This is a genomic window from Paenibacillus sp. MB22_1 (assembly GCF_047200555.1).
In the GTDB taxonomy this organism is placed as follows: Bacteria; Bacillota; Bacilli; order Paenibacillales; family Paenibacillaceae; genus Fontibacillus; species Fontibacillus phoenicis.
Map to the genome: position 1 here is coordinate 1 of NZ_JBLADV010000003.1, position 15765 is coordinate 15765.

Annotated in this window: 17 protein-coding genes; 15 read left to right on the top strand and 2 right to left on the bottom strand. The window is 43.6% G+C overall.

Going from position 1 to position 15765, the window contains the following annotated elements; all coding sequences use genetic code 11:
• Positions 1 to 252: 252 nt before the first annotated feature.
• On the top strand, positions 253 to 2652 hold the full coding sequence (locus tag ACL02P_RS24020; RefSeq protein ID WP_412838227.1) for a CARDB domain-containing protein: 2400 nt from the start codon (positions 253 to 255) through the stop codon (positions 2650 to 2652).
• Between the two features lie 158 nt (positions 2653 to 2810).
• Here ACL02P_RS24020 and ACL02P_RS24025 read toward each other — a convergent pair whose 3' ends face one another.
• On the bottom strand, positions 2811 to 2921 hold the full coding sequence (locus ACL02P_RS24025; protein WP_197070091.1) for a putative holin-like toxin: 111 nt from the start codon (positions 2919 to 2921) through the stop codon (positions 2811 to 2813).
• Between the two features lie 152 nt (positions 2922 to 3073).
• Here ACL02P_RS24025 and ACL02P_RS24030 point away from each other — a divergent pair, with 152 nt between their 5' ends.
• The 9 genes from ACL02P_RS24030 to ACL02P_RS24070 all read left to right on the top strand — a co-directional run bounded on the left by ACL02P_RS24030 (position 3074) and on the right by ACL02P_RS24070 (position 9539).
• On the top strand, positions 3074 to 3496 hold the full coding sequence (locus ACL02P_RS24030; protein WP_412838228.1) for a prepilin peptidase: 423 nt from the start codon (positions 3074 to 3076) through the stop codon (positions 3494 to 3496).
• A gap of 427 nt (positions 3497 to 3923) precedes the next feature.
• A complete protein-coding gene (locus ACL02P_RS24035; protein WP_068786910.1) occupies positions 3924 to 4388 on the top strand; it encodes a hypothetical protein in 465 nt (154 codons plus the stop codon).
• 12 nt (positions 4389 to 4400) lie between these two features.
• A complete protein-coding gene (locus tag ACL02P_RS24040) occupies positions 4401 to 4571 on the top strand; it encodes a hypothetical protein (RefSeq protein WP_198524802.1) in 171 nt (56 codons plus the stop codon).
• A 178-nt stretch (positions 4572 to 4749) separates the two neighbouring features.
• Positions 4750 to 5325 carry a hypothetical protein gene (locus tag ACL02P_RS24045; RefSeq protein ID WP_412838229.1) on the top strand — a complete coding sequence of 192 codons (576 nt, stop codon included), beginning with the start codon at positions 4750 to 4752 and terminating at the stop codon, positions 5323 to 5325.
• Positions 5326 to 5408: 83 nt separating this feature from the next.
• Positions 5409 to 5774, top strand: a complete 366-nt coding sequence (locus ACL02P_RS24050; protein ID WP_009225510.1) for a hypothetical protein — start codon at positions 5409 to 5411, stop codon at positions 5772 to 5774.
• Complete coding sequence (locus tag ACL02P_RS24055) at positions 5771 to 7018, top strand: plasmid replication protein (protein WP_009225509.1); 1248 nt, start codon at positions 5771 to 5773, stop codon at positions 7016 to 7018. The genes ACL02P_RS24050 and ACL02P_RS24055 overlap by 4 nt, the downstream gene beginning before the upstream one ends.
• 97 nt (positions 7019 to 7115) lie before the next feature.
• On the top strand, positions 7116 to 7757 hold the full coding sequence (locus ACL02P_RS24060) for a hypothetical protein (RefSeq protein ID WP_412838230.1): 642 nt from the start codon (positions 7116 to 7118) through the stop codon (positions 7755 to 7757).
• A gap of 240 nt (positions 7758 to 7997) precedes the next feature.
• Positions 7998 to 9011 (top strand): hypothetical protein, encoded by a 1014-nt coding sequence (locus ACL02P_RS24065; protein WP_412838231.1) that lies wholly within the window; start codon positions 7998 to 8000, stop codon positions 9009 to 9011.
• A gap of 39 nt (positions 9012 to 9050) precedes the next feature.
• Positions 9051 to 9539, top strand: a complete 489-nt coding sequence (locus tag ACL02P_RS24070) for a hypothetical protein (protein ID WP_412838232.1) — start codon at positions 9051 to 9053, stop codon at positions 9537 to 9539.
• Positions 9540 to 9600: 61 nt separating this feature from the next.
• Here the strand turns inward: ACL02P_RS24070 and ACL02P_RS24075 are convergent, their stop codons facing one another.
• Complete coding sequence (locus tag ACL02P_RS24075) at positions 9601 to 10674, bottom strand: RNA-guided endonuclease InsQ/TnpB family protein (RefSeq protein WP_249413056.1); 1074 nt, start codon at positions 10672 to 10674, stop codon at positions 9601 to 9603.
• A gap of 66 nt (positions 10675 to 10740) precedes the next feature.
• On the opposite strand from ACL02P_RS24075, the gene ACL02P_RS24080 reads away from it, so the two are divergent.
• The 5 genes from ACL02P_RS24080 to ACL02P_RS24100 all read left to right on the top strand — a co-directional run bounded on the left by ACL02P_RS24080 (position 10741) and on the right by ACL02P_RS24100 (position 15679).
• On the top strand, positions 10741 to 12240 hold the full coding sequence (locus tag ACL02P_RS24080) for a type IV secretory system conjugative DNA transfer family protein (RefSeq protein WP_412837289.1): 1500 nt from the start codon (positions 10741 to 10743) through the stop codon (positions 12238 to 12240).
• Positions 12241 to 12317: 77 nt separating this feature from the next.
• A complete protein-coding gene (locus tag ACL02P_RS24085; protein WP_232730013.1) occupies positions 12318 to 13136 on the top strand; it encodes a S1 RNA-binding domain-containing protein in 819 nt (272 codons plus the stop codon).
• A gap of 51 nt (positions 13137 to 13187) precedes the next feature.
• Positions 13188 to 13859: a hypothetical protein gene (locus tag ACL02P_RS24090; RefSeq protein ID WP_412837288.1), complete on the top strand. Its 672-nt coding sequence runs from the start codon at positions 13188 to 13190 to the stop codon at positions 13857 to 13859.
• A gap of 107 nt (positions 13860 to 13966) precedes the next feature.
• Positions 13967 to 15007, top strand: coding sequence for a recombinase RecA (recA, locus tag ACL02P_RS24095; protein ID WP_412838233.1), 1041 nt, complete (start codon positions 13967 to 13969; stop codon positions 15005 to 15007).
• A gap of 357 nt (positions 15008 to 15364) precedes the next feature.
• Positions 15365 to 15679 carry a hypothetical protein gene (locus tag ACL02P_RS24100; protein WP_036715201.1) on the top strand — a complete coding sequence of 105 codons (315 nt, stop codon included), beginning with the start codon at positions 15365 to 15367 and terminating at the stop codon, positions 15677 to 15679.
• Positions 15680 to 15765 lie beyond the last annotated feature (86 nt).

Below are 15765 nucleotides of genomic sequence, written 5' to 3' on the forward strand. Positions count from 1 at the left end.
GGGCAGAGATGAAAAAGAAGGATATATGATAAGTTTAGATAGTAGTGGAAACGAAGATTTGGAGGCATTGTTCAGTAATGTCAACGATGCCATTGTAGTAAATACTGGTGATGGTTCTGCGGCGCCATTGACCGAAGTACAGAAGCTTGCACAGAAATTAGAATAAGCTAAACGAATCAAATTACATTTTGAGTCTGCGATTAAAGGTCGTAGGCTCTTTTTCTTTTCAGTTTTTGGTAGGGGAGAATGTGAATGAAGAAAAAAGTAAGCATTGTAATACTACTAATAAGTACGCTGATATCAACAGTAGTCTACGCTGCTGGAATCCCAATGTTACAAAAGCATGTAAATGACGCCTTTGGAATATGGGAATACGGTAAAACCGGAGATAGTTTTGTGGGGTTTGTTCCGGCATTGGGTAGAGATGCAAAAGATAACCTTTGGAAACTTTATCAATGGCAAGCTGTTTTTAGTTTTGCAAACGGTCAAAAGAAAACTATAGATAATTACGATGTATTCGCGGTAAAAGAAAAACCGGGAGATCCTGAGTTCTCGGATAAAAACGGCTTTGGCCTAACATACAAAAGTAAGGCTGCTGTAGGTGAACTATTCGATGCTGTCTGGTCAGGTCACATGAATGTATCTCAGAAGCAACAACAGTATTTTCGAGAAACTTTTACTGTGCGCGGAACGGATTATGATTCTGATCATGATTACTACTATGTTTTGGAATGGAATTACAGGTTCCTGCGCACCTCCGGTATCGTCAGCCGAATGGGTGTCCAGTTTGACCGCACCCAAAAAGTTGATGGAAAAGGTCATGCCTATTTCAACGTTACTGCTTGGCCGACCTTGAAAGTCACGCAAGGTGAGGAACTTACAGTGAGCTTTACAACTGCTGGGGTTAATAACAGCTTGCGTCAAGTGGATGTCTATGCGTTACCCAAAGGTGCATTCCCTGACATGACTAAGCGTGTTAAGCTTACCTCAATCACTACAACCGATACAGAATACAGCAATACCGTTAAGATCGCTAGTAAAGAGCTGTCACGTGTACTTGGAAAAGAGGTAGACATTATCGTAGACGATGGCTACGGACGTACTCAGATAGAGAGTGTGACATTAGCAGATGATCTGAATATGGATTACGTCCCAACAAAACTGACGCTAACTGAAGGTGGTCAGCTTTGGGTTAAGTTCCGTTATGACGGTGATGAAGACATTATCTCCAGTGACTATGCAAGTGAACGCGGAATGCCGATGATAGCAAAGGTTACAATCGGCGGTGCGGTTTCTACTAGCTTTAACCTCTCATCCATGTACAAGGATCTGCCAAAGCAGTTTACTGTGGGTAAAGAGTACAGTTACATGCTTGGCGAGATTGAAATCAGTGATGATCCAGGCACGTATTACATCAAAGCAGATGTCACGATAAACAATCCTAATCATCCAGATAGGGCGCTGGAATCACCGAATGAAGCATACTATAATAACGAGATCAAAGGTGGCTGGACAATCGAGCGTAAGGGGGCAGAGAACGATCTGATCGCCCAATCCATTACCGCCAGCCCAGCGGCGCTGACTGTAGGTCAATCGTCTACGGTTACAGCAAAAGTGAAGAACGTTGGGGCTACGGATGTTTCCAATGTCCTGATCCGCTTCATGGCTGATGGTAAGAAGACCATCTATGAAACCAGAAAGAACATGCCTGCTAATACGCCGATTACTGTAGGCGGCTTCAAGTGGACAGGAAATACGGGTATCCATACCTTAAGCGTTCATGTAGACCCCGAGAAGGAAAAACAAGATAAAGATCGTTCAAACAACGTAGCCGTTACGGGTTGCACTGTAACCAAAAATGGCGGCGATGCTTATTGTGATACCACGAAGCCAGAAGCTAAGTGGGATGTGACATATCCATTGATTACAGGCTATCCAACCAAGACAAGAACGGTGTCTTGGACGGACTCAGAAGGTAAACGACATACTTCTACGGAAAGCTACACGGATTACAGCGACCCGATTTGGGAGAATCGAAAAGTAACCTATAATGAAAAGCTTACCGTTTCGGCTGAACTGAATACAAAGCAGGGAATTCCTACAGCCCCGCCTTGGAAGCCGGAAGAAGAGAAGGAATCAGATCGTGAAAGTCGCGGATCATGGGAAATCATTCCTTGGGCTAAGGAAAATGGTTTGAATCCAAATGAGGTTACGCGTGCCGGTTATGGTGTAGAGATCAAAGCAACGACAAAATACACCACAGATTGGGAAACCAAAGTCCCTAAAGGCTTAGAAGGAACGGCTAAACCCATTGGGGGTGAGCTAAAAGGGCCTACTGAGGTTAGGGTCTATATTTGGGACACCAACGGTGATTATGTGACCAGCATTGGTCTAGTTAAGACAGGTGGAGATGATAAAACAGCAACATGGGAGCTTCCAGAAGAGCATTTCAAATCGAAGTTTCTTGACATCTATGAACGAAAATTTTATACGGATGTCAAAGCTCCCGATGGAGAGTATACGTTTAAAATTGTAGCCATGCACGCTGGACAGAATGACTTATCCTCTTGCATCATCAAGAAAATAACCATTTACGGTAGCATGTATGATGATTGGCAGACGAAGCGAGATACATCGGAGTGGTACAAATAAGGGCATTGCATGTATGTAATTTCAGATTTATAATAAAAATAAGAAAGGGGCGGCGGTAACCGTCCCCTGCAACAGCCGCTTTTAAGGGCGGTTCGGCATTAAGAAAAGATAATGCTTATTAAGAAATAAGACCGAAACCTTTTCTCAGGAGGGGCGGTCTATTTCTTTTGGTTAAGGATCGCTAAAACAATTGTAACTACCAGCGTCAGTAGCGCGATAATTAGCGAACTGAAACCGATCATAATTGTTAAAGCGTCTTTAACTTCCATGGCATCACCTCCCTTGCGAGAGGTTAGCCGACCGCCCATATAGCCTTTCTGCTGCAGTTTTAATTATATCATAGACGACCTCAAGCAGTCTCTTCGGAGGCTGCTTTTTCTATTAGTAGAGGGTTAGGTAGTAGAGGGTTGGGAGGAAGAACATGAACAATTTACTGGAGTCGATTCCGCTGATAATTCTGTTAGGGGTAGCCACGTATACAGATTTGCAGTATAGAATCATACCTGATTGGTTGAGTGGTATAGGGATTGGATATTTCCTTATATTTCGGCTATTCCATAATGAACAACCTTTTTATTATTTGCTAGGTGTTTTAATTGGAGCAGGCTTGCTTTATGTATTTGCTGTCTTAAAACCTGATTCATTTGGTGGTGGAGATATTAAGCTAATGGCAGCCGTAGGTATGGCTCTTGGCTGGCAGCAAGCAATGTTGTTTCTAATGATTATGCTCACGTTTGCTTGTCTATTTGCTATAATTTTCAAATGGGCTGGTGAAATGGAAAAACTTCCATTAGCACCGTTCTATTTAATGGCATATTTTCTATTTATAATTGGAGGAATATGAGTTAGTAAAAAAAAGAAAGCATTCTATTATGGGAACATATGATTGCACTTTCAAGTTTCTAATGCTATAATACACTTGTAATTATTTTTTACCTCTATACTCCCGATTTTGCTGGAGACAAGAGTTTAGTCCCTTAGGGACAAATAAGTGTAATGCCTCACCTACAGGCTTTCAAGCCGAGGAAAAAGTAGGACAGTATATTATTTCCCGAAATCTACATTTGCTTAGAACAAGGGAAGAAGGGTACCGAAAGGCTCTGATAAAAGATTTATCTGTGCTTTTATATGCACCTATGGAAATTCTGATTTTAGTTTATAAAGCCGATTTTTGCATGGATCTTCCGTGTAGAGATCGGCTTTTTATATTTAATGAAAGGAGTGTGCGCCATTCGTATTTGTTTGATGAGTTATCTGAGGAGGTAATTCATTTGCTGTTGCACGTCAAAAGTGGAGAACTGTATCCGGTTGACTTTCTTCCCTTGCAACCTGTAGATGTAAAACGAGGTATGAAAAGCTGGGATCAGGCATTTAATTGGAGTATTTATTTTAGTTACCAGAACGTAGAATTATACAAATTAGTAATTCGAGGGAATAATGACATACAAGGAGTCATTGCGTTAGAACGAAGAGTAGATCATGTGTATATTCATTTGATCGAAAGCGCACCTCATAATCGCTTTGACAAGATATTCGATTTTGTAGGAGAGACTTTAGTTGCCTTTGCATGTCAACGTAGCATTGATCTTGGCTTAGAGGGGTTTGTAGCATTTGATGCTAAGACACACTTGATTGCCTATTATGCTCGAAATATGCTGGCAACGCCTATAGGCAGTGGTCGAATGATTATTAATGAAGATAACGCCAGAAAACTGGTTATGTTATACTTAAGATAAGAGGTGATGATCATGGAAAGAATGAAGTATCCAGAGGAGAGTATTGATGAAGCAGCTCGCCGTTTAACTGATGGACACTATGTTGTCTCGTCGGTTCCTGGTGACAATCTAGAACGTGACAGAACCATCAGTGAAGCCATCGCTAAAATGAAGGTTGAACGTTCGGCAAAGGCTCGTTCGTAAGTCGAAAACTTATAAATATCTGATATTTTGTTTTTTGAAAGTCGATGTACAGGAAACCTCTGTAATCATTGGCTTTTTCTATTTTTATAAAAATAAATTTCGCCCTTCGCCTGGCGTAAAATGGCGGTGTTAATCCTACACCGCCATTGGCGGCAGGATTAACGGAGAGGAGAAAAAAATGAGTATTTTAGAAACGTCAATATTTGATGGGTTAAACGATTTAAAAGATAATGCAGAAAACCTGTACTTACAGCACGAAAAGCTTAAAATACAACGGATGAATGCTGAAGCCAGACTTATCAATGCTCAATTACGTGCTCAATTGATGAGTAAGGAAGAAAAGAGTCTGAACGAGCCTTTACATGATAATGAAATGAAAAGATTACTTGAAGAGTACGCTATGCTGGAACAGATGGAGCAGAGTATTGAAGCCAAAAAGGATGAATTACAACTCAGTATCCTGAAATATAAAGAGCAATCCGGTAAAAAACTTACGCTGTCAGACCGATATATAAAACGATATTACTTCCAACATTTAAGAGATGTAGTTTTAAAACGCAAAATGTTACCTGAACCGGATTGGTCTGATGACATGAGTGTTTTACTTTGGTGGAATAAATTGTTACCCATGTTGGATGCAGATACAATAGAAGAACTTTGGATGTATTTTTTAGTAGATGAAAATGATCGTGTAGTAGAGCAAACCATGCGCAAAATGTTAGAAGAGCAACGTAGAAGATTGATAAGAAGATGAACAAATACCGTTCAATAGCCTCTACCCTCAATTGGGTAGGGGCTTTTTTTGTTTTGCTAAAGGTTGAAGGGAGGTAGACGATCTTGATGAGCAGAGAAGCCATTTTGGATGCGCTACTATCGGCTACTGCTGAGAACGAAAATATGATGTGGATGTTGGCAGCACTTAGAATGGCAGAACGACCTGTACAGAAGGAGCAGCTAAGGGATGTAACCAACGCCTTGTACAAAAAGATACATCCTGATGTAGAGCAGGAGAAGTTGCCGATTAGATCAAGGCATTTGCTGGATGAAGCGGCAGCGATGTTAGAAGGAGCATCGCTGGTTCAGGTAGCTGAAGTAGCAAAATCCAAGCGATACACATTATCCCCATTAGGGGAAGAACTACTCAACTATAGGCAATATAAGCTGATGCAAGAACGAATCAAACGAAAGGGAGCGGAGCAATGAATATCAGTTTGAAGTATGGTTTTCTGGGGTTAGGGATGGGAGGAACTTCAATTGCTCATGCATGTGCTGGGATGCGGTTATCTGCCAAAAGTGAGCAGCGTCCTTATACGGCCTTATTGATTAACAGTAATGAGATGGATCTTCTCAAACTGCCAGATTATCCGAATATTAAGAAAATCAAGCTTCCAGGATTTGAACGTGGGGTAGGTCGGGATATTCAGCTTGGGCAGGAAGCATTCAATGTTCACAAGGAAATTATTGCAAAGACACTGCAGAGCTACTTTAATGACCGGGATTACATTTTCATCTGCTGTGGTTTAGGCGGTGGTACAGGAACAGGTGCGGTTATTGAAGCTGTTCGTCTGCTTCATGGAAAGGGCTTTGCAGGGCGATTTGGTTTGTTGCTTACGTTGCCACGTCGAGACGAAGGTCGGAAGGTTCTAGACAATGCCTTGCAACGTCTGCAAGTGATTAAGCGGGCGATGCAAGGCTTAGGAGCGATTGTTGTAGTGGACAATGAAAAGCTGTTCCAAACTGGCTTGAATAAAAATCAGAGTGTGGAGGATTTCATGAAATCATGTAATCGCCATGTGGCACGGCTGCTCCACGATCTGAACACAGTCACAGCCAGCTACAAGCCATATGGTAGCTATCACTTTGATGCTTCGGAATGGTTGAACATGCTTAAGACAGGTGGCTGCTTACACATTGGTAAGTGCGTTCTTTCCGCTCAGGCTGTTGACCTGGCTTCTCCAGTAACCTATATGGAAGCGATCAAGCAGAGTGTGCTAAACGGGGAGTTGTCAGCCGGTTACGATCTTCAAGACGCAACAAGCAGCGCAGTTAGTATTGTAGCCGATAGTTCTACGGCAAGGCGCTTGTTCACTCATGCTTTTGTGGAGCAGATTCAATCATTCCTGCACGAGAGTACCCCGATTTTGGATGAGAACCCTGTGGCTACCTATGTTGGAGATCAGCCTGGGCAAGTAACAGTGTATAGTGTGTTTGCAGGGTTAAATTTTCCCGACAGCGTGAAAACATTGACGGAAGAGCTGGCCGAACTGGAGCGCAGAGCGGAAGAACGAAGCCAGAAGACAGATACCATTGCAGAGGCGCTAGCACGAGTCAAGCCTAGGGATAAGAAGGCAGCTGTCGATCTGGAGGCGTTGCTTGAAGATGATCCTGCACCAAAAACAGCCCAAGAGAAATCTGATCCCTTTGATTTTCTAAACAGTCTGAAGTGATACGCTTCAGATAAGCCTTTGTACAGCGGATAATGCGGCAGATAAAAGTGACAAGTGATGCACATATAAATTAAAACCAAAATGGAGAGTGAATCAGATGTCGTTTTGGGAGCAGCGTACTCGAAAAAGAACTGAAGAGTTGGAGGAGATGTACAAACAGGCAGTAGAGCTTTCTTTCAAATTAGGAACGGCTTTATCAGAATGGAGGACGATGCTGCCAGAAAGTACCTCTCCTGATCCGAAGGCGTATCCACCATGTATCTATAGAACGTACATGCTGGGAGATAATCCAGTTTATCAATTCTCGTATCAAGGGATGTTGCCTCTTTATCTGAGAGACAAGCATTACGGCAATCAAATTAAGGACTACTACACTCAAGCTACTATTCAGGCCACAATGGAAGCAGTAGCGGCTTCCCAAACAGAAACTCCTGTTCTGAGTTCGGCCTTTATTTATATCTGTCATTTTTTTGAGGATTTATTGATCCGTGATCTGGACAATCGTAACCGTAGCGCAATAATAAACGCGATTCGATATGCTGGATTGATCAAAGATGATTCGTGGAAGGAAGTGGAAATTATGGAATCTGGATTCTTGGATGTTAATCGTAAAAACCATGTTCAAGTCTTTGTTACACCTTCCCAAAATGCTTTGAAAATGATTGAAAATATTCGTGAAAAGTATCGGGCCGGCCATGATTTTTCGGGTATGTTTGAACCCGATAAACACCCCCTATGAGTTGAACCCGTTATTTTCGGAAAGAACTTTTTAAAAATACGTGCTGGATATTGGATTGTACCCGAAACGAAATTAAGGCTAGAGCGGAAAGGTGGGAAGAGGCTACCGCGAAACGCAGTTGAGCGTTAGACTCTGAGCACCCCGTCCTACGCCCCCCGTCAATTAACCCATAAACCGTAACTAACAAGACAATGTGCCTTAGAAAGCGGGGCAGTAAATTTCCAGCAGAAAGGAGGATAAATGCCAAGACAACGTGAATGGACAGACCGGGACCTGAGTATATTGCAGGAACTGTATGAACTACGGGAAATGACGAAGAAGCAAATTACGATGAAGCATTTTACAAGTGAGAAGTATGCACATAAGCGGTTGTATGTCATGAAAAAGGAAGGGCTTATAACTACGAACGTGTATGGTAAGAGAACGGCAGGTCGAACAGTCACGGCGGCGTATGTCCGATTAACCGAAGCGGGAATGGATTTGTTAATAGAACGTGGCTTGTTGGATAGCAAGAACTATCGTGCAAGGGATTTGGGACTGTCAATTCAACAGCGGCAGTACATTACGGATGCGAACGAGCTATTCGTGCAGATCCCCGAAGTGCCGTATATGGACTCTCGCCAGATCAAGCGCAAATACAATCTCAACCGTGGTAATCTAACGGTCGGTGGATTCAGAAGTGACAAAGGGGATTATATGATCTACATCCTGATGCCCGATGCCAGGGAACAAACGCTAGTCAAGATCATCAACGAGATCAAGAAGCACATGAAACTGCGAGGATTCCTGGTGTATTACAAGAGCGTATCCGTAAAACATGCTTTTGAAACCATGAGTGAGAAGCTAAATTTAGTTACAGGTGGTATCCCGGTTCACTTGCTGCCGTTCAATGAGTGGGGGATTCAAATCACAAGGGAATACATCCTGACAAACACGTTTTTAAAGCTACAGAAATTGCTTGAACCATATGGAGAACTGAAAGAAGTTGGCCATTCCAGCAAATACGGATTTGAATACGGGCTGGTGCAAAAAGAATGGATTGGTCCGTGGAAAGACCCCTATGTCATCGAACTCCTGACGATGAACATGATGACTTTGAAACGATGTTTAACCAACTACTCCATAGGAGTAAGCCAGACAGTAGGACGAAGAGTCCTTCTTTTTTGTTATGAGGATGAAGTTGAACACTACAAGCAGGAGTTATCAACCGCAGCACATGTGGATATTGTGGGTATTTCAAAGAATTCCCTTTGAATTCATTTGAACGAAGATTTGAAAGGAAACTTATATGCCATGATCAGATTCGTAAGCTTATTGCTCACTCTTGGCGGGTGGGCTTATTTGTATTGGCGCTTACCGGGTTGGCCCTTATTTATTCCTTGGTCACTCAGCATCATCGGCTTAGTCGTCTATTTATACGGTTGGGTGTTAGAACGGGAGAATAAGCTGATTTATTTCTTCACCAGCTTACTTTGGATTGGGATAGCGTTGAGTCTCAGACTGAATGAGGAGATTTTAGCGACTCCATCCTTTCCATTTACGATAACAGGAACCGTGCACACAGCCTTTATAGCAGCACTCATTTTGTCCTCGTTCCTTACATTTGCCAATTACAGACTCGAACACAATTTGAAAAACCGCCGAGGCAATGTGAGCAAGCAACAACTTGTCCATGTCAAACCTACGGCGGCCGATCGATGGAAAAGTTTTAAACGTCTGTTTATTTCGTCCAAGACAGAGATTCGACTGAATTTGGGTGAAGAAATACCTATGAAGGATTGAGGTCATAAACCACACGGCTAAAGCCGTGAGCTTGCAGCTAGAATAAATCTGCCGCGTTTGGCTATATGACAGTAGCCCTGCTCGCAATTATACGAGCAGCCACATTGTCGGCTGGAGCAGCGTACCCACAGCATTGACAATGGAATGTATCTCTGGTCGCTCGGTTCTTTTTGTCGATCAGTCCGCATTCCGGACATGTTCGGGATGTGTTGCGCGGATCAACCAAAACCACTGGTACACCAGCCAGTCTAGCCTTGTACTCGATAAACTGGCGAAGCTGATAGAACGCCCAAGAAGAATGTTTCGCACGCTGAGCCTTTTTAACCGTCTTCTCCGTCCGTTCCCGAATACCTTTGAGGTCTTCGAGAGCAATCATAGACCGAGTGCCTTTGGCTTTCTCAACAATCTTCTTGGAAATGCAGTGGTTTATATCGCGTACAAAACGCTGTTCTTTGCGGCGACGCTTTTTAAGCAAGCGTTTAGCAGATTTGGTGCCTTTCGCTTGCAGTTTCTTTCGCAAACGACGATGACGAGCGCGAATGCTGTTAACCTTTGAACCAGAAAATACTTCGCTCGTGGAATCAACAGCGATATTCGCAATACCAAGGTCAACGCCAATTACGCCTTCTGGCTCAAACGGTGTTCCGTCCGGCAAATCAACCACAAGGAGGAGATAAAATGATCCGTCTTGTAAAATCAAGTCGGCTTGCCCGCGAACCCTGCGGCCCTGCAATACGCCTTTGTGGTAGGCGCTAATAATCATAGGGACGTCAATGCGTCCTTCAAGTGTAAGTATAGATGCGTACTCCAGCCCTTTGAAGGACAGAATACGCTGGTCATACACGACGGCCCCAAATTCGCGGAAGGCATGGACGGACTTGCGTTCAGTTTTGTAACTTTCTGCAACCTTTCCGATAGAGCGGACAACCAACTGCGCCGACAGACCGAAGCGCTCGCGGACGTCGTAATAACAAAGCTTTTGGATACCAATTTTACCGAACGTTTTGGATTCAAAAGAAACTTTGCTGATGTAGTTACACGCTTCATTGAATCGTTTCATGGTGTCCAATAACTTTCGATGTTGTTCACTATCCGTCAACAGTTTGATCTTCATCGTGCAAAGCAAGGAAATCACCCCCCTTTGCAATCTATTATACCACAATTATTGAATAAATTAATCAATAGAAAGGAAGGTGAGAGCATGATTCAATGGGGAGGCAGTGATATGTTCACGCATATGCTTGTTGTTGGCCCTACCCGCTGTGGAAAGACAGCCACTTTACTCAAGCCCATGATTTATCAGTTGCTGCTTCTGAAGAAGAAGGGGGTTCCACTCGGACTTTCTGTTGTGGAGCCTAAAGGTGATGTTGCGGCAATGGTAGCAGAAATGTGTGATGCAATGGATATGCCCTGTGTCCATGTTGATCCCACAATAACTCATAGCGCGCGGTTTCCGGTGATGAAAGGCGACGAGGACGACGTAGCAGAAGCTACGGTTACTGTCCTTAAATCTATGTTCGGGAAACAGGAAGCATTTTTTGCTACAGTGCAGGAGCTTGCCGGACGGAATATTACCAAGCTTTTAAAACGTCTTTACTTGGATGATGTTAACCTGGGCGATGTACTCCGAACGATGCGAGATCAACGAATGCTGGAGGATAAGGTACAGGAACTTCGTTTTAAAGAGGGTGAATCCGATCTGGTTCAGTTTTTCCAATCGGAACTGCTTGGGGCACAGAAGGAAAAATATCAGCAGTTTGTTATCGGGCTTCGCGCCCAGCTTGAGAACTTAACGTCTAACCGGCATCTGGAGCCAATCTTGACTGGACAATCCGATTTCGACATGGACAAGCATTTTGCTTCTGGCGGTGTATTAGCCGTAAATACGGCCATGGGTAAATTGCGGAAAGCCGGGGATGCCTTTGGTCAGTTCGTCGTTATGCATTTGCAGAGCGGAACATTCCGCAGGCCGGGCACAGAGCGCACGCGCGTACCGCATTTTATGATCGTGGATGAGTATTCCCGATATATTAATCCCGATGTGGAGTTGTTCTTATCCATTGCAGCGGAGTATCGAACAGCCGGAATATTTGCTATCCAGTCTTTGGGGCAGCTAGAAGTCGAATCTGGCAAGATCAACGCTAAGGCCATGAAGCAATCCATTATGACGAGTTGCCGAAACAAAATCGCTTTTGGCGGGCTATCTTATCAAGATGCTGTTGAATTTAGTCGGGAATTTGGGAAAAAACAAATCATAATGCGTCAAAGCACATTTAAACAGCAATTATTACTCCCTAACTTTTTGCCGGAGAACTACCGGGACACGGAAAAGGAAGAAGACCGTATTTTTTACACGCAGATGATGGATGGACTACCCAAATTCCATTACGTGGCGAAGCTGCTGGACGATGGCACACCTTTACCGCCGAAAATAGGCAAAGGTTCATTTGTTCCGAGGGACTGGAAAGAGCGGCGGGAATGGGAAGTAAAGCGGCGATGGTGGAGAGGATTTGGTGCCGTAATCAAGAGCAGGGGCGCTAAACTTGAACATGGAAATGTGGCATTCGATGCGCAGCCTAATCAAGAAACTTTTACTTCTCGTTTGAAATTTATATCTGACCCTATCCAAGATGAACCGTATGTAGACGAAGATGATTTCGATCACACAACGACAAACACAGAAGAAGATCCATTTGAGTAAGAACCTCAGCGCTAATTGTGTTGAGGTTTTTCAAATATCCAAAAACATCCAAAAACAAATTTATGGAGGTAATGAACATGAGTGAAGAGTTAAAGAAAGTGTTGATTGAAGGTTATAACGAGGAAAAGTTGGAGCAGAGCAGCTATGATGAAGGCTGGGCACAGATTTATAGTGCCCGGCAGAATGATCTTGTATTGCAAGCTGAACTAATTGGTCTTGAGCCAAAGCTTAACAAGCTGTGTGGCGTGGTATTAGTCGGTGGAGTCAGAGGATATATCCCACAGGATTTCTCTGGTACGAAGGATGCCCATGAATTTCGGCGTTTACTTGGAGAACCAGTTGCCTTTAAAATCCTGAGCTATGATCGTGATGGAGATACCTTCATCGCATCCCGTCAAGCAGCCCTGGAACATATGGAAGGTTTGACGTGGAAATGGCTGGAGCAAGATGCGGTAATTACAGCGGTAGTACGTAATGTTACTCCCAAGGTATTGATGCTGGATATTGGCGGTATTACAACGGAGCTGCCGGTTCAGGAATATGGTTATGGATGGGTAGATGATCTTCGTGAAGAAGTTACCGCCGGGGATCACCTCAAAGTAAAGGTGGTAGAACTGGATAAAGAAAATAAAATCGTGAAGGTTAGCAAGAAGGCAACAGAGAAAAGTCCATGGCCGGATTGCGTAAAACGATATGTATCCAAAGGAACCTACAAAGGTAAGGTATCCGGTGTAATGGAGTACGGCATTTTCGTTAATCTTGAGCGCGGAGTCGATGCTCTGGTTCCGCATATCCGGTTTGGAAAAGTGAAGCGGGGCGACACAGTCTATATTCGGGTCCGCGGGGTTGATCCAAAGCAAGAGCGGATTTATGGGCGGATTATTCCCAAAAAGTGAAAGGGGCGATTCTCGCCTCTTTCCTCACTTAGTTTTAGAAAGGAGCTTTGTATGAAAACATCACCCTTCTCGATTACACATGAATGGACGTTTAAACCTGCTTCATTTCCGGAGGAGCTTGTACCGGGATATGCTCCATTACGAGCTGCTACCGAAGCAGACGGTCTCAGATCGCTTGGTTTGATTGGCTGCATGGGAAGTGTTCAAATGGGGCGTCTATTCCAGTGGAAACGACATCAAGTCCGGCGCATGTTAGCTGAGAAGAAGCTGATTCAGCACCTGCTTCTCAAGAACAAGAACACGATCCCAATCTATACGATTGGCCCACGAACAGCGCAATTACTCAACCTGGAATGGTCACATGAATTCTGGAGAACATGGACAATGGAACAGATTTTGTCCCATTTAGTGTTTTTTCAGTTTTGCTGCGCCATGCGGGATAAACAAAAAGCGTTTCAAATTCATGCCGCTCCTTATCCCTTTACGGGCAGGGTTGAGATTGGAGCGGAATCCAGAAATGTATTGGTGATCCGTGGAGATACCAGTTACTTGCCTGCTTCATTACGGCACTCATCGTATCCCATTATTGTAATCTCAGAATCTCTTGAAGCGGTTATGCCGTTGAATGAACTTTTGAAGGAAGCGAAGTTACTACTGGACACTGACCTGAAACAAGATTATCGTTTCTACAGGCAGATCAAGGGAGAATGGGTAATTAAGTAAATGTCTTGGGAAAAATCTCCTTTCCTATTGAAATACGAACATATGTGTGGTAAATTGTTCCTATAAAACAGAACATACATTCGTATTATAGGAAGGAGTTTTAGACTATGGACAATCAAGAAAACAGACAGGCGGCACTAGAAAAGGCTTTGAAGGAAATTGAGAAGTCTTATGGGAGAGGGGCTGTCATGAAATTAGGGGAGGCAGCTCATGTCCAAGTTGAAACCGTTTCGAGCGGCAATCTTGCTCTTGATATAGCTTTAGGTGTAGGAGGTTTTCCAAGAGGGCGAATTATTGAGGTTTATGGTCCAGAATCCTCCGGTAAAACAACAGTGGCACTACACGCGATTGCTGAAGTACAGAAGTTAGGAGGACAAGCTGCTTTCATTGACGCCGAACATGCACTTGATCCACTTTACGCGAAGAATATAGGCGTTAACATTGATGAATTACTGTTGTCCCAGCCCGATACCGGTGAACAGGCGCTTGAAATAGCAGATGCCTTGGTACGAACCGGAGCGGTAGAAATTTTGGTTGTTGATTCCGTAGCGGCCCTTGTTCCTAAAGCAGAGATCGAGGGAGAGATGGGGGATTCTCATGTAGGACTTCAAGCCCGACTCATGTCTCAAGCGATGCGAAAATTATCCGGTTCGCTTAGCAAATCCAAGACGATAGCTATCTTTATTAATCAACTCCGGGAGAAAGTCGGTGTATCGTTTGGAAGTCCGGAAGTAACTCCTGGGGGCCGTGCATTGAAATTCTATTCATCGGTTCGTCTTGATGTACGTCGTATGGAGACGATCAAATTAGGTAATGAGATGGTGGGAAGCCGGACACGTATTAAGGTCGTTAAGAATAAGGTTGCACCACCGTTTAAGCAGGTTGAGGTTGATATGATGTATGGTGAAGGCATTTCGAAAGAAGCAACCCTTCTTGATCTCGGAGTTGAACTGAATGTAGTTGAAAAATCAGGTTCGTGGTTTTCTTATGCCGGTGATCGTTTAGGGCAAGGCAGGGAGAATGCTAAGCAGTTCTTAAAGGAACATCCGGAGGTAGCTTTCAAAATCGACAGTGAGATCCGCGGATCTGAGGTAGAGCTGAAACCGGTACTGGAAGAAGCGGAAGATCGGGAATTTGCAGCCGGATAAAATGAGAACGTATGATTGCACTTTTATAATCACAATGCTATAATATTCCTGTAATTATCTTTACCTCTACACTCCCGTTTGCCGGAGACAAGAGTTGCCTGTATAGGCGATAAGTGCTGTACCTCCCCTACAAAGCTTTATAGCTGAGGATTAAAGTAGGATAAAGTCATTACCCCCCGAAATCTCCTGTGCTGAGAACAAGGGAAGAAGAGTACCGAAAGGCTCTGATAAAGGTTAAACCGCACCCGCATGTGTAATTTAAAGTATTGATAATGAATTAAAGCCGATTTTTGCATGGATTCGTCCGTGCAGAAATCGGCTTTTTTATTTTCAAAAAAATGAAAGGGTGATCGAAGCATGTTTAAACACTGGTTCAAAAAGGACAAACGTCAAGATTCATCAGTTTCACATTATAACCCGGTTCTTCCCAATGAGAGTGAGTGGACTAAGCTCAAGCTAATGTGGGAGAAATCCAGAAATAAGCATAGCCCTTTAGAGCAAAGTCTTATTCAGGAAGAAGCAGAAGCTTTTGAACGAGTAAGGGGGATGCTTGAGGAGGCTCTTTCGCTATTGGATGATGCCTGCATTGAATCAGAAGGAATGCTCAAGGTGAGGCTTCGACAAATCTGGACTGATCTGGATGAGCTTGTGAAGACCTATACGCTTGAATAATAAAAATGTGAATGAACGTTATTTCTCTCAAAGAGAAAGGACGTTTTTTTATTTTACCTTTCTGTGCGGGTATAAATAGCACAGAC

What these genes read in the sequence shown, in the direction of transcription:
- ACL02P_RS24080 (WP_412837289.1), top strand. Translation starts at nt 10,741, where the DNA reads ATGATTCAATGGGGAGGCAGTGATATGTTCACGCATATGCTTGTTGTT.
- ACL02P_RS24030 (WP_412838228.1), top strand. Translation starts at nt 3,074, where the DNA reads ATGAACAATTTACTGGAGTCGATTCCGCTGATAATTCTGTTAGGGGTA.
- ACL02P_RS24065 (WP_412838231.1), top strand. Translation starts at nt 7,998, where the DNA reads ATGCCAAGACAACGTGAATGGACAGACCGGGACCTGAGTATATTGCAG.
- ACL02P_RS24100 (WP_036715201.1), top strand. Translation starts at nt 15,365, where the DNA reads ATGTTTAAACACTGGTTCAAAAAGGACAAACGTCAAGATTCATCAGTT.
- ACL02P_RS24025 (WP_197070091.1), bottom strand. Translation starts at nt 2,921, where the DNA reads ATGGAAGTTAAAGACGCTTTAACAATTATGATCGGTTTCAGTTCGCTA.
- ACL02P_RS24020 (WP_412838227.1), top strand. Translation starts at nt 253, where the DNA reads ATGAAGAAAAAAGTAAGCATTGTAATACTACTAATAAGTACGCTGATA.
- ACL02P_RS24055 (WP_009225509.1), top strand. Translation starts at nt 5,771, where the DNA reads ATGAATATCAGTTTGAAGTATGGTTTTCTGGGGTTAGGGATGGGAGGA.
- ACL02P_RS24040 (WP_198524802.1), top strand. Translation starts at nt 4,401, where the DNA reads ATGGAAAGAATGAAGTATCCAGAGGAGAGTATTGATGAAGCAGCTCGC.
- ACL02P_RS24085 (WP_232730013.1), top strand. Translation starts at nt 12,318, where the DNA reads ATGAGTGAAGAGTTAAAGAAAGTGTTGATTGAAGGTTATAACGAGGAA.
- ACL02P_RS24070 (WP_412838232.1), top strand. Translation starts at nt 9,051, where the DNA reads ATGATCAGATTCGTAAGCTTATTGCTCACTCTTGGCGGGTGGGCTTAT.
- ACL02P_RS24060 (WP_412838230.1), top strand. Translation starts at nt 7,116, where the DNA reads ATGTCGTTTTGGGAGCAGCGTACTCGAAAAAGAACTGAAGAGTTGGAG.
- recA (WP_412838233.1), top strand. Translation starts at nt 13,967, where the DNA reads ATGGACAATCAAGAAAACAGACAGGCGGCACTAGAAAAGGCTTTGAAG.
- ACL02P_RS24090 (WP_412837288.1), top strand. Translation starts at nt 13,188, where the DNA reads ATGAAAACATCACCCTTCTCGATTACACATGAATGGACGTTTAAACCT.
- ACL02P_RS24045 (WP_412838229.1), top strand. Translation starts at nt 4,750, where the DNA reads ATGAGTATTTTAGAAACGTCAATATTTGATGGGTTAAACGATTTAAAA.